Genomic DNA, 18,765 nt, shown 5'->3' with positions numbered 1-18,765 from the left:
ACCGCAGCCAGCAGGCGTGGCCGGAGCGACGTTCCGCTGGTGGGCACGTCCTGATCGTAGGTCCGTCGTCCTGTGAACGGTTGGTGCCGTGCGTTCACCCCTCCTCGGTGTCGCCGTGCAGTGCGGCGTGCGAGGATCAGGGTGTGCTGAGCCGACCCGACCGTGTCCCACGGGACGGACGCGCCCGGCACACGTCGTCACCGGCTCGGCGCCTCGCGATCGTGCGCTGGGTCATCGTCGGGGTCTGGGCTGCGCTCCTCGTCGCGCGGATCGTCGTCGTCGCACGGACCCCCGAAGCGGACCTCACGGCGTTCGGCATCGCCGAGGTGATCGTCATCGCGCTCGGGGTGAGCGTGATCCTGGCCGGGGTGCTCCGCATGCAGGGCCTCCGCCGCCGGCGCGAGGACGAGTCGCTCGCGCTGGCCATCCGGCGGATCGACCCCACGGTGTGGCTGGTCCCGGCCGCACCGACGAACGAGCTCCGGACCATGGTCGAGGAAGCGCGGTCCGAGGTCACGCTCGGACACCGCATCACCTGGGCGTTCGGGGCGACCGAGGCGTCCCTGTGGGAACTCGACGAACGGCGGGCGACCCGGCTGCTCGTGATCCGGTGGAGCCGGGTGATGCACGTCGGACTCGAGGACGTGCCGACCCCGTCTGACCGGAACGCCTGCGCGATCGCCATGCACTACGTGCGGGCCGACGACTCGATCGCCGTCGCGACCTTCTACGTCCGGACGGCGCCGGGCTCACGCCGGTTGCTCGGTCGCGGACCGAAGCTCGAGCGGCTCCTCGCCGAGCTCGCACGGGAGCGCATCGTCGCCTGACGGCCTGACGGCCTGACGGCCTGACGGCCTGACGGCCTGACGGCCTGACGGCCTGACGGCCTGACGGCCTGACGGCCTGACGGCCTGACGGCCTGACGGCCTGACGGCCTGACGGCCTGACGGCCTGACGGCCTGACGGCCTGACGGCCTGACGGCCTGACGGCCTGACGGCCTGACGGCCTGACGGCCTGACGGCCGACGGCCGCCCGCCTGCGCCCGCCGCCGCCTGCCCGCCGCCGCACCCCGCCAGCACGCAGAACGGGCCCCGCCGCATGGCGAGACCCGTTCCGTGCGGCAGCGAATCAGTGCGTCGACGGCTCCTGTTCGACCTCGCGACGGTCGTCCTCGGACCACAGCGTGTGGAACGTGCCGTCCTTGTCGATCCGCTGGTACGTGTGCGCACCGAAGAAGTCGCGCTGCCCCTGGATCAGCGACGCGGGCAGCCGTTCGGACGCGAGCGAGTCGAAGTACGACAGCGCGGACGAGAACCCGGGCGCGGGGATCCCCGACGCCGCGGCGATGCCGACGATGCGACGCCAGGCGGCTTCGCCCTCGGCCACCGCGTTCGCGAAGTACGGGTCGACCAGCAACGACTCGAGCGACGGGTTCTTGTCGTAGGCCTCGACGATGCGGTTGAGGAACTGTGCACGGATGATGCAGCCACCGCGCCAGATCTTCGCGACGTTGCCGAGGTTGATGTCCCAGCCGTACTCCTTCGCCCCCGCGATGATCAGGTCGAAGCCCTGCGCGTACGCGACGACCTTCGACGCGTAGAGCGCCGCGCGGACGTCGTCGGCGAAGGTGTCCGGTACCTCGGCGATGGACGGACGGTTCGTGATCGACTTCTGGACCGCTGCACGCTGCGACGGCTTCGACGACACCGCGCGGGCGAACACCGCTTCCCCGATGCCGGACACCGGGATGCCGAGCCCGACCGCGTTCTGCACGGTCCAGACGCCGGTGCCCTTCGACCCCGCTTCGTCGCGGATGACGTCGACGAGCGGCTTGCCCGAGTCGGCGTCCCGCTGCTTGAGGACCTCCACCGTGATCTCGATCAGGTAGGACTCCAGGTCGCCGCCGTTCCACTCCTGGAACACCGCGACGAGGTCTTCGACCGAGAGGCCCCCGACGCGACGGAGCAGGTCGTAGGACTCGGCGATGAGCTGCATGTCGGCGTACTCGATGCCGTTGTGCACCATCTTCACGAAGTGCCCGGCGCCGTCGGTACCGATGTGGGTCACACAAGGCTCGCCCTCGGCGACCGCGGCGATCGACTTGAGGATCGGGCCGAGGGTCTCCCAGGCTTCCTTCGAGCCGCCCGGCATGATCGACGGGCCCTTCAGCGCGCCCTCTTCACCACCGGAGATGCCGGTGCCGACGAAGTTGAGGCCCTTCTCGCGCAGGTCGTGCTCGCGCCGGATGGTGTCGTGGAAGTTCGCGTTGCCGCCATCGACGATGATGTCGCCTTCTTCGAACTTCTCCGCCAGCTGCGAGATCACCGCGTCGGTGCCCTTGCCGGCCTGCACCATGATGATCGCGGTCCGCGGCTTGGACAGGGACGCGACGAAGCCGTCGATGTCCTCCGACGCGATGAAGCCGGCGTCGCCGTGCTCCTTGAGGAGTTCTTCGGTCCGTGCGTATGTGCGGTTGTAGACCGCGACGGTGTTGCCCTCACGCGACGCGAGGTTACGTGCGAGGTTCGACCCCATGACGGCGAGACCGATCACGCCGATGTTCGCCTGTTCGTTGCTGTCAGCCACGTCCACTCCTTTGTCCTGACGTTTGCGCCCAACCTACGGTCCCCGGGCTGTGACCGCATCGGTGTTACGGCAACCTGTGGAGACTGTTCACCGAGTTCCATACGGTGGAGGGATGAGCGACCGATCCGTCCGACCGCCCGTGCTCGTGATGGGCGTCTCCGGCTCCGGCAAGTCGACCGTCGGCGAAGCGCTCGCCGCCGCCCTGCAGGACCGGGGCGAGACGTGCGAGTTCGTGGACGCCGACGGGCTGCACCCCACTGCCAACAAGGAGAAGATGCGGCAGGGGATCCCGCTGACCGACGAGGACCGCTGGCCCTGGCTCGATGCCTGCGCAGCGCGGATCGTCGAGGTCGAGGCGGGCGGCAAGCGCTGCGTGATGGCGAACTCGGCGCTGAAGCGGACGTACCGGGACCGGCTCCGCGACAGCACACCGGACCTCTTCATCGCATATCTGGACGGCTCGGAGGAGCTCATCCACGAGCGCCAGTCGCACCGGCACCACGAGTACATGCCGAACTCGCTGCTCGACTCGCAGTTCGCCACGCTCGAGCGCCCCGAGGCCGACGAGGCCGCCGCGTCGATCCCGATCCACGGTTCCGTGGACGAGACCGTCGCGGCGATCCTCGACGTCCTGCCCTGACTGCTACTTCCGGCTCAGTTCGGACAGGCGTGACCGGTACTCCTCGGCGCTGATCTCGCCGCGCGCGAACCGGTCGGCGAGCACCGACCGTGCGTCGGCGAGCGCGCGCCAGCTGCCGCGGCGGAAGACGCCGAAGACCAGGAACACCACCAGGAACACGAAGAAGAAGAACGCGGGCAAGACGAAGAACGGGAACCCGCCACCGTGCATGTACGGCGCGGCGACGGCGAGTGTGGTGAGCATGAGGGCCTCCTGGGGGCGGTTCGGGTGTCGCAGTTGCGACCCTCCAAGGCTCCGGTCTGGAGGCTCGTCACGCGTCCGCCACCGGACCCCACTTCCGCCTGCTCCCGCGGTCGTAGTGCACGTGGTTCTCCACAGCCGACTACGCCCGGGGGAGTAGTCCACAGGTCCGGCTGGCGCCGGATGCCCCCGATCCGTGCCGACCCTAGGCTCGACGCATGACCACCGACACCGCACTGTCCGACCGCCCCTGGGCCGGTCGACGACGCTTCGCGCGGGTCGGTCGTGTGCTCCCGATCGCCCTCGTGCAGATCGTCGGCACCCTGGTGGCGTCCCGGTTCTCCGGCGGGTTCGCGGACGGCACCGGGCCACCGTGGGCACGGCACGTCGGTGCCGGGGTCGACGCGGTGGCGCTCGGTCCGCTGGCGGTGGCGCTCCTCGTCGCCGGCGTCGTCGTCCTGCCGTTCCGGTGGCGGTGGCCCGTCGCGGTGCTGGCGGTGACGCTCGGCACGACGATCGGCTTCGCGCTGGTCGTCAGCCCCCGCGGTCCCTTCGTCGCGGCGCTCACGATGGCACTCGCGAACGCGTGGTTCCGCGGGCACCGCATCCCGGTCTACGTCGCCGCGGGCATCGCCCAGGTGCTCCTGCCGACGGCGGACACCCTGATGGGTCGGGCGCCGTTCCCGACGGTGACCACGATGACGCTGAGCCTGGCGTGGCTCACGGCGACGATCGCGATCACCGAACTGGTCCGTGTCCGGGTCGCCCGTGCCGTAGATGCCCGGAATGCCCGCGCCGCAGCCGAACGCCAGCGTGCGGACGACGAACGCGTGCGGATCGCCCGGGAACTCCACGACTCCGTCGCGCACAGCATGTCCCTGATCAACCTGCAGGCCGGGGTCGCGTTGCACCTCGGGGCCGAGCGCCCGGAGCAGACGCGGGACTCCCTGACGAACATCCGCGACACCAGCAGGCGGGCCCTGGTCGAACTCCGCACGATCCTCGGTGTGCTCCGCGCCGTCGACGGCCCCGTGGGATCCGAACGCAATCCGACCCCTGGGCTCGACCGGGTGCCCGACCTGGTTGCGCGGGCCAGGGATGCCGGCGTCGTCGTCCGGCTCGATGTCCACGGCGACCCCGGCGCCATCGGTGGGGTCGTCGACCGCAACGCCTTCCGCATCGTGCAGGAGTCCGTGACGAACGTGATGAAGCACGCGCCCGAGCACTCCGCCGTGGTCCTCGTCGACGTCGGCGCGGACTTCCTCGAGATCAGCGTGACCGATGCACCGCGCGCCGTCGTCGGCACGGCGTCCGGCACGGCGTCCGAGCCGGCGCTCCGCCGGACGAGCGCTCCGTCCAGGGAGCACGGCAACGGCATCACCGGCATGCGCGAGCGCGCGGCGGCGGTCGGGGGCAGCCTCGACGCCGGGCCGACAGCGGACGGCGGGTGGCGCGTCGTCGCGCGGTTGCCGATCGAGGAAGCAGGGACCGGATGACCAGTGACACCGCGCCCGCCACCACGCCCGTGCCGGAGCCGATCCGGGTCGTCCTCGTCGACGACCAGGGACTGATCCGCGCCGGCCTCCGAGCGCTCGTCGACGCCGAGCCGGGCATGACGGTCGTCGGCGAGGCACCGGACGGCGCCACGGCCGTCGACGTCGTCACCCGTGAGCGACCCGACGTCGTGCTCATGGACATCCGGATGCCGGGGACCGACGGTCTCGAAGCCACGCGGCGGATCTCCGCGGACCGGGCGCTCGCGGGCGTCCACGTCATCGTCCTCACGACCTTCGAGGAGGACGACTACGTGTTCGAGGCGATCCGCGGCGGCGCTGCGGGGTTCCTCGTCAAGGACACCGAGCCCGCCGAACTCCTCCGGGCGATCCGCACCGTGGTCGCGGGGGAGTCGCTGCTCTCACCCGGAGCCACCCGGTCCCTGGTGGAGGCCTATGCGACCCACGCCAAGCCCGCGTCGCTGGCTCCCGGACTCGACGTCCTGACGGACCGGGAGCGCGAGGTCATGCGACTCGTCGCCGCCGGCCTGACGAACGCCGAGATCGCCGAGCGGCTCTTCGTCAGCCCGGCCACGACGAAGACCCACGTGTCCCGCGCGATGATCAAGCTCGGCGCCAGGGACCGCGCCCAGCTCGTCGTCTTCGCCTACGAGACCGGCCTCGCCACTCCCGGCTGGAGCGCCTGATGCTCCTCGACTGCAAGGCGCCCCGCGATACCAACCTTGATACGCGATGATCCACCTCACGCTGGACGAAGCGCTCCACATCGCTCGGCGCTCGATCGGTGACGACGTCCTGGTGCGCGATCCCGGACTCCTCGAGGCGGCGCTCGCCCGCGCCGCCGCGACCGTCGGTGGACGGGACGCGTACCCCACGCTCGTCGACAAGGCCGCTGCACTCGTGCACTCCGTCGTCCGGAACCGCTCCCTCGTCGACGGGAACAAGCGACTCGGGTTGATGGTCCTCGTCGTGTTCCTCGGGGTGAACGGCCGGACGCTGACGATGTCGAACGGCGAGTCCCACGACTTCATCGTCGCGATCGCCGAGGGCCGTCTCGACGACGTACACACGATCGCGGAGCGCCTGGAGGGGTTCGTCTCGGCACCGTGACACGCGGGGACTGCCGGCGTGGCAACAGGTGGCAACGAGCCCGGTGGTTCCCGAGCCGGAGCAGCATGGGCGCATGGCCTTCAGCGGGATCGGCATCGTCGCCGGAGCGGAACTGACGGAAGCGGCACGACGAGCCGGCGCAGACCACGTCGAACCGGCGATCACGAGCAACCTCGCCGTGCGCGGCGAAGCGCAGCTCGGCGAAGCGCAGCACGGCGGGGCGCAGCACGGCGACCGGTGGCGGAGGAACGAGTTCTACGCGGGACAGCGCTTCCCCTCCTTCGCGCTGTTCGTCCCACCGGACCTGCCGCTCCTCACCGCGGAGCCCGACCGCGTCGACGACTACTTCGCCCAGGTGCTCCCGATGGTCGCCTCGGTCGCGGAACCGGGCGCGGTGATCGTCTTCGGCTCGGGCACCGCCCGGACCGCCCCGGACGGGATGCCCGTCGCGGTGGCACGCGAGCGCTTCGCCCGGGGCGTCCGGTCGGCGCGGGACACCGCCGCGGAGCACGACCTCCGGATCGTCCTCGAGCCGCTGAACCGCAGCGAGACGAACCTCGTCCACACCATCGCCGAGGCGGTGGCGTTCCTCGACGAGCAGGACCTCGGGGACGTCGACGTCGTCGCGGACCTCTTCCACGTCCAGGCGGAGTCGGAGTCCTTCGACGTGGTGCGCGACCTGGCCGCGCGGATCGGCCACGTGCACGTCTCCGACCACGACCGCGAGCCCCCGGGGGACTCCGCATCGGCGTGGCCGTGGCCGGCGTTCCTCGCGGCGGTGCACGACGGCGGCTACCGCGGCCTGGTCTCCCTGGAGTGCCGCTGGGACGAGGACCCGGAGCCGCGGATGGCGGCTGCCCTGGCCCTCGTCCGCGCTGCGACCGAGCACCGCGCTGCGACCGGGCACCGCGCTGCGACCGAGCACCCGGCAACGACGGAGCAGCGTGTCTAGAGCTTGAACGTCGCCTTCGGGATGTCGGACACGATCCGGCGTGCGGTGCGGACGGCGTCCTCCTCGGAGACCTGGTGCGTGACGACGAGCCCGGCCAGGTACGCGGCGTCGGCGCGCCGGGCCATGTCGTGCCGCGCGGGGATGGAGCAGTACGCGCGGGTGTCGTCGATGAACCCGGAGGTCTTCGTGAACGACGCCGAGTCGGTGACGGCGCCCCGGTAGCGTCCGATCGCGGCCGGGGTGTCGATGAACCACCACGGCGCGCCCGCGTAGACGGCGGGGTAGAACCCGGCGAGGGGACCGATCTCCCGGGAGAACACGGTCTCGTCGACGGTGAAGAGCACGAGGTGGAAGCCGGGTGCGGTGCCGAACGCCTCGAGGAGCGGACGCAGGGGCTCGGTGAACGCGCCGACGGCGGGCAGGTCGTGTCCGGTGTCGGGTCCGAAGCGCTCCAGGGTCGGGGTGTGGTGGTTCCGGATCACCCCGGGGTGCAGCTGCATGACGAGTCCGTCGTCGACGCTCATCTCGGCCCAGCGGAAGAGCATGTCGTGCCGGTAGGCGGTGGCGTCCGCCGTGGTGACGGACGACGGGTCGCGGAGCGCCGCGGTGTGGATCCGTTCGCGCTCGGCGGCGGGCAGCGGGGCGGAACCGGCGTCGAGGACCCCGGTGTCGGTGGCCGTGGCGCCGTGCTGGATGAAGTGCTGGCGACGTGCGCGCAGTGCTGCCAGGAGCCCGTGGTGGGAAGCGGTGTCGATGCCGGCGGCCTCGCCGATCGACGTGACCACGTGCCTCCAGTCCGGTCGCGACGGGTCGAAGACGGCGTCCGCGCGGAACGTGGGGACCACCCGGCCGGTGAACGACGGGTCGGCGGCGAGCCGCGCGTGCGCGGCGAGGTCCGCCGTCGGGGCGTCGGTGGTGGCGAGGACCTCGATGCCGAAGGAGTCGAAGAGGGCGCGCGGCCGGAACGAGGGCTCGCGGAGCGCTGCGGCGATGCGGTCGTACTGCGCGTCGGCGTTCGCGGCGGACGGTTCCTGGTCGAGGCCGAACACGTCGTGCAGTTCGGTCTCGAACCAGTACCGGACCGGGGTTCCGAGGAAGTCGTCCCAGTGCGACGCGAGCTGGTGCCAGATCGACCGCCCGCTCGGGGTCGCCTGCGGGTCGCGGCCGAGCGCGTCGAGCGGCACCCCGTTCGCGTGGAGGAGCCGGAGCACGTAGTGGTCGGGCGTGATGAGGAGCGCTGCGGGGTCCGGGAACGGCTCGTCGGCGGCGATCATCGACGCGTCGACGTGGCCGTGGGGGGAGATGATCGGGGCGTCCTTGACCGCGTCGTAGACGGTCCGCGCGATCGTGCGCGTCGCCGGGTCGGCGGGGAACAGCCGGTCGGGGTGCGGGGCGAGCACGGTGGCGGTCGGGGTGTGCTGGGTCATCGTCGACTCCTCAGGGAAGGCGCGCGGCGGCGCGATGGGCGGGCGCGCAACGGCGCGATGGAAGGCGCGCGGCGGCGCGGTCAAGACGCACGCGGACGCGCGGAAGGCGCGGGTCCGGTGGACTCGCGGACGGTCAGGTGGGTGGGCAGCGCGACGGCCCCGCGCATGCGTTCGCCGGGCAGCTGCTCGGCGGGGATGGCGCCGAGCCGACCGAGCAGCATCGTGATCGCGACCCGGCCGGCGCGCTCGATCGGCGACGTCATCGTGGTGAGCGGCGGGTTGCAGAAGTCGGCGCCGAAGATGTCGTCGCAGCCGACGATGCTGATGTCCTCGGGGACGCGGATGCCGCGTTCACGGAGCCGGCCGAGCATGCCGATCGCGATGAGGTCGTTGAAGGCGATGCACGCGGTGGCGCCGGCGTTGACGGCGGCGTCCGCGGCGGCGGCACCGGAGTCGACGAACGGCGCGTGCGGTCCGATCCGGGCGACCCGCACGTCGAGCCGTTTCGCGACCTGCACGAGCGCCTTCCAGCGGCGCTCGTTCGACCACGAGCTGTCCGGGCCGGCGACGTAGAGGACGTCGCGGTGCCCGAGCGACACGAGGTGCTGCACGGCCTGCTCGACCCCGCCGGGGGTGTCGATCAGCACGGAGGGCACGCCGGCCGGGCGGCGGTTGACGACGACGAGCGGGATCCGTTCGGCGTACCGGGCGATCTGCGTGTCGGAGAGGCGGGACGCGGTGAGCACCACGCCGTCGGCCTTCGCGGCGACGGCGCTGAGCGCGGCGGTCTCGGCGTCGGCGGACTCCTCGGTGTCGACGAGCAACTGCGTCCACCCGGCGGCGGCCAGCTGGTGCTGCGTGCCGCGGATGACGTCGAAGTAGAACGGGTTCGTGATGTCGGAGACGAGCACGGCGACCGCGCGGGTGCGCCCGGACGTCAGGGCACGGGCCTGCGAGTTCGGGACGTAGCCGAGTTCGCGTGCGGCTTCCTGGATGCGCTGCTGCGTGGCACGGTTCACGCGATCCGGCATCGAGAGCGCACGGGAGACCGTGGACGGGGCGACTCCGGTGGCGTCGGCCACGTCACGGATCGTGACCCGGCGGGACGTGTCGATCTCGGTCACACGCGGCCTCCTTGACGGGTGGACAGTGCGGAGCGGCGGTGCTCCGATGTCGGAAACGTATTCGGATCTGGCAACAAGTGGCAACCGGTTGCCGGATGTTGCCACGGACGCAACAGTGGTGGTCACCCCGGGCAGTGCCGCCCGGACGGAGGCTCCGAGGAGGAAACCCCCATGAAGACACGGACCCTGATCGGTTCCGTGGTCGTGGTCGCCCTCGCCGCGTTGTCCCTGCAGGGATGCGCGATCGTGAACGGCAGCGGCGACGACCCGAACACCCTCCGCGTGATGATGGGCGCGGACACGACCTACCCCAAGGAACGCAAGCAGTGGCAGCAGGACACGGCCGCTGAGTTCAAGCGCACCACCGGAGCCGACATCCAGTGGGAGACGTACTCCTCTGCACAAGAGGAACTGACCGCCATCCAGACGAGCGTCATCTCCGGGCAGGGCCCGGACGTCTACGCGATCGGCACCACCTTCACCCCGACCGCCTACGCCACCGGCGCCTTCGTCCAGATGGGCGCGAAGGAGTGGAAGGAGGTCGGCGGCAAGGACCAGTTCGATCCGGCGTCCTTCGGGATCTCGGGGCCGAGCGCCTCGAAGCAGATCGGGATCCCGTTCGCCAGCCGTCCCTTCGTGATGGCGGTGAACAAGGACCTCCTCGCGAAGGCCGGGATCACCGAGATGCCGACCACGTGGGACGAGCTCACCGCGGACGCGAAGGCGACCACCAGTGGTGACGTGCACGGCCTGGCCGTCGCGTACGCCGACGGCTTCGACCCGTGGAAGTTCATCTGGGGCATGGCCGAGAACGCCGGCAACACGATCGTGGACGGCAGCAAGGCCGAACTCGACGCGGACGCCGTGCAGAACGCCTACCGCACCTACTTCGACTGGGTGACCGAGGACGGCGTCGTCGACAAGGCCGCGATCGGCTGGAACAACGCACAGGCCCTCGCGCAGTTCACCGACGGCAAGGCCGCGTTCTTCCCGATGACCACCACCACGGCGATCAACTCCTTCAAGGGCACCAAGGTGGACGGCGACTACGAGTTCGCGCTGCTGCCCACCGTGCCCCCGGGTGCGACCGAACGCCCGGCCGACGGGATCGAGGCGGCGAGCATCCTCTCCGGCGACAACTTCGTCGTCGCGGACTACGGCACGAAGCAGGACCTGTCGTTCGACTTCATCAAGCAGGTCAGCTCCAAGAAGGCGCAGCTCGAGTACTACGACCTCTTCGGCAACCTGCCGACGAACGTCGACGCCGCCAAGCAGCTCGCGGACCAGAACCCGCAGCTCAAGCCGATCATCGACGCCGGGAAGCTCTCGAAGCCGACCGCCTTCACCGGGGCGTGGTCCGACATCCAGCTCGCCCTCGTCGACGTCGTCGTGCAGTCGATCCCCTCGCTGAAGAGCGGCGAGGTCACCGACGACCAGCTCCGGAAGCGTCTGCAGGACGCGCAGGAGGACGCCCAGTCCACGCTCGACCGTCAGAAGAACGGAGGTCTGTGATGACGACCACGCAGGCCAAGCCCCAGACGCACCACGAGGTGCGCCCGCACGGCACCACCCCGCTCTACAAGCGCGAGCGTCCGCTCTGGATGCTCATCCCCGGCGGCGTGCTGATGCTCGCCATCATCGTGGTCCCGCTGCTCGTCGGCTTCTGGATCGCGATGCTCGACCTCGACCAGTACACGCTGCGCCAGTGGTTCAGCGCCCCGTTCGTCGGGTTCGCGAACTTCGCCGAGGCGATCACGGACTCGCCGCTCCTGCACTCCATCTGGATCTCGTCGTCGCTCGCGGTGCTCGTCACCGCCGTCACCGTACCGATCGGCGTCGCGGCGGCGATCTCCACCCAGAACCGGTTCCCGGGCCGCGGTCTGGTCCGCTCGATCTACCTCATCCCGTACGTGCTCCCCGCCTTCGTCGTCGGCACGTTCTTCCGGACGATGCTGCAGCCGCAGGGCGTCGTGAACGCGATCTTCCACACCGACGTCCTCTGGCTGAACGGTGCCGCGTCCTACTGGGCCCTCGCCGCGGTCATGGTCTGGACGTCCTGGCCGTTCGTGTACCTGCTCAGCCTGGCGGGCCTCCAGGCCGTCGACCTCGAGGTCCACGAAGCCGCATCGCTCGACGGCGCGACCTGGTGGATCAAGCTCCGCTACGTGGTCTTCCCGTACCTCCGTGGACCGCTCAGCCTCGCGGTGATCATCGCGATCCTGCACAACATCAACAACTTCACGCTGCCGTTCGTGCTGTTCGGCATCCCGCTGCCCTCGAGCGTCGAGGTCATGCCGGTCCTGACGTACATCGCGAGCTTCCAGTCGTTCCGCTTCGGCCTGTCCGCGGCGATGGCGATCTGCTCGCTGGTCATCGTCGCCATCCCGCTGTTCGTCTACCTGCGGGCCGTCCAGCTCGACACCGGTGACGACGCCGGGCCCAGCCGCAAGCAGCGACGCGCCGACCGCGCAACGCTCGCCGCCCCGGCCGCCGCCGACATCGAGGGAGCACGCGCATGAGCGGCTACAGCGCCACCAGGACCCGACCGACCGCAACGCTCACCGAGAGCATCACCTCGGCCGGCAACACCAAGCGCCACAAGCGCCCGTACGACACCGACGTCACCCGGCTCCTGCCGCGCTGGCTGCTCATCGTCGTGATCGCCGTCATCATCGCGTTCATCGCCGTGCCGGTGCTCTACATCGTCTTCGGCTCGGTCAACTCGGACGTCGCGGTCGCCCGCGGCGAGTACTTCCCGTCCGAGTTCACCCTCGCGAACTACGTCGACATCTGGTCGACGGTCGCCCTCGGCGAGGGGCTGGTCAACAGCATCCTGACCGCCGGTGCCGTCGCCGTGGCGAGTGCCGCACTCGCCGTGTCGACCGCCTACGTGCTCGTCCGGTTCCGGTTCCTCGGGCGCCTGACGTTCCTCCGCGGCCTGCTCGCGCTGCAGTCCATCCCCGGCACGCTCCTGCTGCTGCCCGTCTTCGTCGTGTTCTCGAACATCGCGAGTGCGACCGGCGTGCAGATCATCGGCACCCGGTGGGGCCTGTTCGTGACGTACCTGACGTTCGCCCTGCCGTTCTCGACGTGGGTGATGGTCACGTACCTCCGTGGGCTGCCGAAGGAGCTCGAGGAGGCCGCCCGCATCGACGGCGCATCGTCGACGAAGATCCTCACGAAGATCGTGCTGCCGCTCTCGTGGCCGGGCATCGTCGTGTCGGCGATCTTCGCCTTCCTCCTCGGGTGGAACGACGTCCTGTTCTCCACGATCATGACGACCCCGAACACGCGCACCGTCGCCGTGGTCCTGCAGGTGCTCGGCACCACGCAGGAGGGCGGAGCCGTCCCGATCTACGGCCAGATGATGGCTGCCTCCATCGTGTGTGCGGCGCCGGTCGTCGCGCTCTACCTCATCTTCCAGCGGTACCTGGTGGGCGGTCTCACCGCCGGCTCCGTCAAGTGAACCTGGTGGGCGGGCAGAACCCACCAAGGCAGCCGGCTCCGTCGAGTAGCGAGTTGTCCACAGATCGGACGGGAGGCCCGGCGCGCGTCCGCCGCGTCGGCCACCCTGGTCCTCATGAAGGGAACGAAATGACCCAGCTCAGTTGGGAGCTCACCGGCTTCGGTGACGAGATCGACGCCGACCCCGCGATCCAGGTCGCGGTCCTGCAGGCGCTCGGCGCCAGTGCGATCGAGGTCCGGAGCGCCTGGGGGGTGAACGTCGTCGACCTCGACGACGACCAGCTCGCCGGGCTGCACCGCCTGTTCGAAGAACGCGGCCAGACCGTGTCCGCGATCGCATCGCCGATCGGCAAGGTATCCGTCGACGAACCCGTCGAGCACGAGCTCCAGCGACTCGGCCGTGCGATCGCCGCGGCCCACGCGCTCGGCACGAAGTACATCCGGATCTTCTCCTTCTACCACGAGGGCCGCCAGCCGGAGGACGTCCGTGACGCCGTCCTCACGCGGATGCGCGCACTCGCCGAGCTGGCGTCGCGCGAAGGCGTGGTCCTGCTGCACGAGAACGAGAAGGACATCTACGGCGACGTCCCCTCGCGCGTGCTCGACATCGTCGAGAGCGTCGGTTCCCCGGCACTCCGGCTCGCCTGGGACAACGCGAACTACGTCCAGTGCGGCGTCCAGCCGTACACCGACGGCTGGGCGCAGCTCGCCCCGTACGTCGAGTACCTCCAGGTGAAGGACGCCCTCGCCGCCGACTCGTCGGTGGTCCCGGCCGGGGAAGGCGACGGGGAACTCCTCGAGACCCTCACCGCCCTGCGCGACGCCGGGTACTCCGGGTACGCGTCCCTCGAACCGCACCTCAGCGACTTCACCTCCCTCGGCGGCTTCTCCGGCCCCGCGGCGTTCGGCCGCGCGGGACGAGCCCTCCGCACCCTCACCGACCAGATCGGAGTGACCCTGCGATGACCGCAGACACCACAGCACCCCTCAAGCTCGCCGTCGTCGGCGCCGGCGTCATCGGTCGCCACCACGCCCGCGTCGCGCTCGCGAACGACGGCCTCGACGTCGTCGCCCTCGTCGACGCCATCCCCGAAGCCGCCACCAGCGCCGCCGACGAGATCGAGGCATCGGGTGCACCCCGCCCGCTCACCACGTCGACGATCGAAGAAGCCATCGCGCAGACCGACATCGACGTCGTCGCGATCTGCTCCCCGTCCGGCATGCACGTCGCACTCGCCGAAGCGGCGCTCGCCGCGGGCAAACACGTCGTCATCGAGAAGCCGCTCGACACCACGATGCCCCGGGCCCGTCAGATCGCCGCGCTCGCCGCGTCCGCTCGTGACCGCGGCCTCGTCGTCAGCGTGATCAGCCAGCACCGGTTCGACCCGGCCTCGGTCGCCGTGGCGCAGGCCGCGCACGGCGGGGGCTTCGGACGGGTGACCTCCGGCCTCGCGAGCGTCGCCTGGTACCGCTCGCAGGGCTACTACGACTCCGGCGACTGGCGGGGTACCTGGGACCTCGACGGCGGCGGCGCGGTGATGAACCAGGGCGTGCACACCGTCGACCTCCTCGTGTGGACCCTCGGTCGCCCGGTGGAGATCTCCGCCCAGATCGGGCTCCTCGCGCACGACCGGATCGAGGTCGAGGACACGGCGGTCGCCACGGTCCGCTTCGAGAACGGCGCGCTCGGCGTCATCCACTGCACCACCGCCGCGTACCCGGGTCTCTCCGCGCGCTACGCGATCTACGGCACGCACGGGTCCGCCATCGTCGACGACGACCGGCTGGCCTACTTCCACGTCGCGCCGGACGCCGCCACCCTCGAGTCCGCATCGACGACCGCGAACGCCACGGCGGTCGCGGACGCCGTCGACCAGAAGGCCGACATCGTCCCCCCGGAGCACGTCGTCGGCGGCCCGCAGGAGTCAGAGCACTTCCTCGCCGGCCACGGACGCCAGTACAGCGACATCGTGGACGCGATCCGCAACGGGCGGGAACCCGGCGTGACCGTCGACGCCGCGCTGGTCTCGCTGGCCACGGTCCGCGGACTGTACGTCAGCGCGACGCTCGGCCAGCCCGTCCGCATCGACGACGTGATCGAGGGCAAGTACGACGACGTCGTCCCCGTCGTCCCGGCAGCAACCGCAGCAGAAGGAGCGAACCGATGAAGTTCTCCGTGTTCACCGCATCCACCCCGGACTGGACCCCGGAAGCGGCCGCGACGACCCTGGCCGAACAGGGCTGGGACGGCATCGAGTGGCGCATCGTCGACGACCGCCCGGCCGAGGGCACCACGGTGCCGGCCGAGCAGTCCTTCTGGGCGGGCAACAACGCCACGTGGCAGTTCACCGGCATCCAGGACCGCGTCGGCGACATCGCCCGCATCACGGACGCAGCGGGGCTCGAGTACTCCGGCATCGGTGGCTACCAGCAGGCCGCGAACCACGACGGCGTCGAGACGATGCTCCGCGTCACCAGCGAGCTCGGCGCCCGCCAGGTCCGTGTCAGCATGCCGATGTACCGGCAGGAGAAGGAGCGCACCGGCGAGACCTACGCACAGGTCTTCGACCGGACCCGCGCCGACCTCGAGTGGGCGGTGTCCCGCGCGACCGAACTCGGTGTGAAGGCGCTGGTCGAGCTGCACCACATGACGATCACCCCGTCGGCCTCGGCTGCCCTGCGGCTCGTCGACGGCCTCGACCCGGAGCACGTCGGCGTCATCCACGACCTCGGCAACCTCGTCATCGAGGGGCAGGAAGACCACCTCGCCGCGTTCGAGCTCCTCGGCCCGTACCTGGCGCACGTCCACGTGAAGAACGCCCGCTGGGTCGACACCGGCGACACCCGGGCCGACGGCAGCGCCATCTGGCAGAACCAGTGGGCACCGCTCCGTGCCGGTCAGGCATCCGTGTCGGACTACTTCGCGGCGCTCGGCACCCACGGGTACGACGGCTGGGTCACGGTGGAGGACTTCTCCACCGACCTGCCGCTCGCGGCCCGCACCGCGGACAACCTGGCGTACCTCAAGTCGCTCGTCCCGGTGTCGGCATGACCGAGCGCCGTCGCGGCATCGTGCACCTCGGGGTGGGGGCGTTCGCGCGCGCCCACCTCGCCTGGTACACCGAGCACGCGTCCGGAGCGCCGTGGGGGATCACCGCGTTCACCGGGCGCTCGCCGGACGCGGCCGATGCCCTGACGGCGCAGGACTGCCGGTACACCCTGGTCACCCGGGCGGCGGACGGTGACTCCGCCGAGGTGATCGACACGATCGTCGCCGCCCACCCGGGCAGCGACTCCGACGCCTGGACGAACGCGCTCGCGTCCCCGGAGACCGCGATCGTCACACTGACGGTCACGGAGCAGGGCTACCGGTCGGGGGCCGACGTCCCGGCTCGCCTGGTCGCCGGTCTCGACGCCCGACGCCGGGCCGGAGCGGGGCCGATCGCGCTGATCAGCCTCGACAACCTCACGCACAACGGTTCGGTGCTGCGCGACGCGGTCCTCGGTGCCGTGGCCGACGAAGCGCTCCGCGCCTGGATCGACGCGAACGTGTCGTTCCCGAGCTCGATGGTGGACCGGATCACCCCGGCGACCACGGCCGCGGACGTCGCCGGGCTCGACGCGCTGCCCGGGGCGCTCGACGGGGACCGCGTCCCCGTCGTCACCGAGCCCTTCGCGGAGTGGGTGATCGAGGACGCGTTCCCCGGGGTCGAGCGCCCCGCGTGGGAGACCGCCGGCGCGCGCGTCGTCGACGACGTCACCCCCTACGAGCAGCGGAAGCTCTGGCTCCTGAACGGCTCGCACTCCCTGCTCGCCTACCTCGGCCTGCAGCTCGGGCACGAGACCGTCGCCGACGCGATGGCCGACCCGACCTGCCGGACGGCGGTCGAGCAGCTCTGGGACGAAGCCGCGCTCGAGCTGCCCCTCCCCGCCGAGGAGATCGCCGACGCCCGCGCGGCGCTCGTCGACCGGTTCGAGAACCCGCGCATCCGGCACACCCTCACCCAGATCGCCTCCGGCGGTTCCGAGAAGCTGCCCGTCCGGGTCGTGGACGTCCTGCGGCACCGCCTCGCCCGCGACCCGTCGGCCGGCATCGGCCCCGGTGCCGCGACCCTCGTCGCCGCGTGGTGGCTGCACGTGACCACGCAGCCGGAGCTCGTGAACGACCCGGGCGCTCCCGGTGCAGGCTCGGACGTGCACGACGTCCTCGCCGTGATCGCCCCTGACCTCGACACCACCCCCGTCGTCGCCGCGGTGACCGCCGCAGCCGACCGCATCCGCGCGGCCAGTGCCCGCGCATCCGAAGGAGTACCAGCATGACCGACGCCGACCAGGCCCCGACCGGCACCACGAACCCGGCGGCCCCCGTCCCCGGCGCGACGGACGACCGAGCCGCCGACGCGACATCGGGTCGTCCGGACACCTGGCCGTCCGCCGACCGCGGGCAGCTCATCGAGCAGGCCGAGGTGATCGTCACCAGCCCCGACCGCAACTTCGTCACGCTGAAGATCACCACCGCTGACGGCGTCACGGGCCTCGGCGACGCCACGCTGAACGGCCGTGAACTCGCGGCTGCCGCGTACCTGTCCGAGCACGTCGTCCCGCTGCTCATCGGCCGCGATGCCAGTCGCATCGAGGACGCCTGGCAGTTCCTCTACCGCTCGTCGTACTGGCGTCGCGGCCCGGTCACGATGGCCGCGATCGCCGCCGTGGACATGGCGCTCTGGGACATCAAGGCGAAGGTCGCAGGGATGCCGCTCTACCAGCTGCTCGGCGGCGCATCGCGCACCGGGCTGATGGCGTACGGGCACGCCTCCGGCAAGGAACTCCCGGAGCTGTTCGACTCGATCCGCGCGCACCAGGAAGAGGGCTACCGCTCGATCCGCGTGCAGACGGGTGTCCCCGGGCTGGAGTCGATCTACGGCATCGCGTCGAACAAGACCACCGAGGGCAACACCGGCGTCCGGTACGACTTCGAGCCGGCGCAGCGTGGTGCCTTCCCGGCGATGGAGGACTGGGACACCCGCGCGTACCTCCGGCACGTGCCCACCGTGTTCGAAGCCGTCCGCAACGAGTTCGGCCCCGAGCTGCCCCTGCTGCACGACGGCCACCACCGGATGACCCCGCTGCAGGCCGCGAAGCTCGGCAAGTCGCTCGAGCCGTACGACCTGTTCTGGCTCGAGGACTGCACCCCGGCGGAGAACCAGGAAGCCCTGAAGCTCGTCCGGCAGCACACCACGACGCCGCTCGCGATCGGTGAGGTCTTCAACACGGTCTGGGACTTCAAGGACATCATCCGCGACCAGCTCATCGACTACGTCCGCGGTGCCGTCACCCACATGGGCGGCGTGACCCCGCTGAAGAAGACGATGGACTACGCCGCGATGTACCAGATCAAGTCCGGGTTCCACGGGCCGACCGACATCTCGCCGGTCGGGCTCGCGGCGCAGATGCACCTCGGGATGGCGATCCACAACTTCGGCATCCAGGAGTACATGCAGCACGGGGACCGCACGAACCAGGTCTTCCAGCAGACGTTCACGTTCACCGACGGCTACCTGCACCCGGGCGACCAGCCGGGTCTCGGTGTCTCGCTCGACGTGGACGAAGCGGGCAAGTACCCCTACGAGCAGGCGTACCTGCCGTTCAACCGCCTGGCCGACGGCACCGTCCACGACTGGTGAGCGGGCGCGGGTAGCCTCCGGG

General features: G+C 70.7%; 18 protein-coding genes. 14 read left to right on the top strand and 4 right to left on the bottom strand.

What is annotated here, in order from left to right; translation table 11 throughout:
* Nucleotides 1–143 precede the first annotated feature (143 nt).
* The gene (locus EDF24_RS12440) at nt 144–827 is read left to right on the top strand and encodes a hypothetical protein (protein WP_123654230.1); all 684 of its coding nucleotides are present in this window, start codon (nt 144–146) and stop codon (nt 825–827) included.
* Between the two features lie 302 nt (nt 828–1,129).
* On the opposite strand, the gene gndA is transcribed toward EDF24_RS12440, so the two are convergent.
* Entirely contained in the window at nt 1,130–2,587 is a 1,458-nt protein-coding gene (gndA, locus tag EDF24_RS12435) for an NADP-dependent phosphogluconate dehydrogenase (RefSeq protein WP_123703508.1), read from the bottom strand.
* A gap of 112 nt (nt 2,588–2,699) precedes the next feature.
* Here gndA and EDF24_RS12430 point away from each other — a divergent pair, with 112 nt between their 5' ends.
* On the top strand, nt 2,700–3,227 hold the full coding sequence (locus EDF24_RS12430) for a gluconokinase (protein WP_123703202.1): 528 nt from the start codon (nt 2,700–2,702) through the stop codon (nt 3,225–3,227).
* Between the two features lie 3 nt (nt 3,228–3,230).
* Here the strand turns inward: EDF24_RS12430 and EDF24_RS12425 are convergent, their stop codons facing one another.
* Nucleotides 3,231–3,470, bottom strand: coding sequence for an SHOCT domain-containing protein (locus tag EDF24_RS12425; protein WP_123703200.1), 240 nt, complete (start codon nt 3,468–3,470; stop codon nt 3,231–3,233).
* A gap of 215 nt (nt 3,471–3,685) precedes the next feature.
* On the opposite strand from EDF24_RS12425, the gene EDF24_RS12420 reads away from it, so the two are divergent.
* The 4 genes from EDF24_RS12420 to EDF24_RS12405 all read left to right on the top strand — a co-directional run bounded on the left by EDF24_RS12420 (nt 3,686) and on the right by EDF24_RS12405 (nt 7,043).
* A complete protein-coding gene (locus EDF24_RS12420; RefSeq protein WP_123703198.1) occupies nt 3,686–4,963 on the top strand; it encodes a sensor histidine kinase in 1,278 nt (425 codons plus the stop codon).
* On the top strand, nt 4,960–5,667 hold the full coding sequence (locus EDF24_RS12415; RefSeq protein WP_123703196.1) for a response regulator transcription factor: 708 nt from the start codon (nt 4,960–4,962) through the stop codon (nt 5,665–5,667). Before EDF24_RS12420 ends, EDF24_RS12415 begins: the two co-directional genes overlap by 4 nt.
* A 46-nt stretch (nt 5,668–5,713) precedes the next feature.
* Nucleotides 5,714–6,091 carry a type II toxin-antitoxin system death-on-curing family toxin gene (locus EDF24_RS12410; protein WP_123703194.1) on the top strand — a complete coding sequence of 126 codons (378 nt, stop codon included), beginning with the start codon at nt 5,714–5,716 and terminating at the stop codon, nt 6,089–6,091.
* Nucleotides 6,092–6,164: 73 nt separating this feature from the next.
* On the top strand, nt 6,165–7,043 hold the full coding sequence (locus EDF24_RS12405) for a sugar phosphate isomerase/epimerase (RefSeq protein WP_123703192.1): 879 nt from the start codon (nt 6,165–6,167) through the stop codon (nt 7,041–7,043).
* Here EDF24_RS12405 and uxaC read toward each other — a convergent pair.
* Nucleotides 7,040–8,470, bottom strand: a complete 1,431-nt coding sequence (gene uxaC / locus EDF24_RS12400) for a glucuronate isomerase (RefSeq protein ID WP_123703190.1) — start codon at nt 8,468–8,470, stop codon at nt 7,040–7,042. The genes EDF24_RS12405 and uxaC overlap by 4 nt on opposite strands.
* An 80-nt stretch (nt 8,471–8,550) precedes the next feature.
* Complete coding sequence (locus EDF24_RS12395) at nt 8,551–9,594, bottom strand: LacI family DNA-binding transcriptional regulator (protein WP_123654221.1); 1,044 nt, start codon at nt 9,592–9,594, stop codon at nt 8,551–8,553.
* A 171-nt stretch (nt 9,595–9,765) separates the two neighbouring features.
* Between EDF24_RS12395 and EDF24_RS12390 the strand changes: the two genes are divergently transcribed.
* The 8 genes from EDF24_RS12390 (at nt 9,766) to manD (ending at nt 18,743) form a co-directional block, all read left to right on the top strand.
* On the top strand, nt 9,766–11,106 hold the full coding sequence (locus EDF24_RS12390) for an ABC transporter substrate-binding protein (protein ID WP_123703188.1): 1,341 nt from the start codon (nt 9,766–9,768) through the stop codon (nt 11,104–11,106).
* Entirely contained in the window at nt 11,106–12,113 is a 1,008-nt protein-coding gene (locus tag EDF24_RS12385; RefSeq protein WP_123654220.1) for a carbohydrate ABC transporter permease, read from the top strand. The genes EDF24_RS12390 and EDF24_RS12385 overlap by 1 nt, the downstream gene beginning before the upstream one ends.
* Complete coding sequence (locus tag EDF24_RS12380; RefSeq protein WP_243698308.1) at nt 12,110–13,060, top strand: carbohydrate ABC transporter permease; 951 nt, start codon at nt 12,110–12,112, stop codon at nt 13,058–13,060. Before EDF24_RS12385 ends, EDF24_RS12380 begins: the two co-directional genes overlap by 4 nt.
* Before the next feature lie 128 nt (nt 13,061–13,188).
* Nucleotides 13,189–14,025: a sugar phosphate isomerase/epimerase gene (locus EDF24_RS12375; RefSeq protein ID WP_123703186.1), complete on the top strand. Its 837-nt coding sequence runs from the start codon at nt 13,189–13,191 to the stop codon at nt 14,023–14,025.
* A complete protein-coding gene (locus EDF24_RS12370; RefSeq protein WP_123703184.1) occupies nt 14,022–15,227 on the top strand; it encodes a Gfo/Idh/MocA family protein in 1,206 nt (401 codons plus the stop codon). Before EDF24_RS12375 ends, EDF24_RS12370 begins: the two co-directional genes overlap by 4 nt.
* The gene (locus EDF24_RS12365; RefSeq protein WP_123654217.1) at nt 15,224–16,111 is read left to right on the top strand and encodes a sugar phosphate isomerase/epimerase; all 888 of its coding nucleotides are present in this window, start codon (nt 15,224–15,226) and stop codon (nt 16,109–16,111) included. The genes EDF24_RS12370 and EDF24_RS12365 overlap by 4 nt, the downstream gene beginning before the upstream one ends.
* A complete protein-coding gene (locus tag EDF24_RS12360) occupies nt 16,108–17,379 on the top strand; it encodes a mannitol dehydrogenase family protein (protein WP_123703182.1) in 1,272 nt (423 codons plus the stop codon). The genes EDF24_RS12365 and EDF24_RS12360 overlap by 4 nt, the downstream gene beginning before the upstream one ends.
* A complete protein-coding gene (gene manD / locus EDF24_RS12355) occupies nt 17,376–18,743 on the top strand; it encodes a D-mannonate dehydratase ManD (RefSeq protein ID WP_260233433.1) in 1,368 nt (455 codons plus the stop codon). The genes EDF24_RS12360 and manD overlap by 4 nt, the downstream gene beginning before the upstream one ends.
* The last annotated feature ends 22 nt before the right edge of the window (nt 18,744–18,765 follow it).

Source organism: Curtobacterium sp. PhB130 (assembly GCF_003755165.1).
Lineage (GTDB): Bacteria > Actinomycetota > Actinomycetes > Actinomycetales > Microbacteriaceae > Curtobacterium.
Note: the sequence above shows the minus strand (reverse complement) of the source record. Positions and strands in the feature narration are given on the sequence as shown.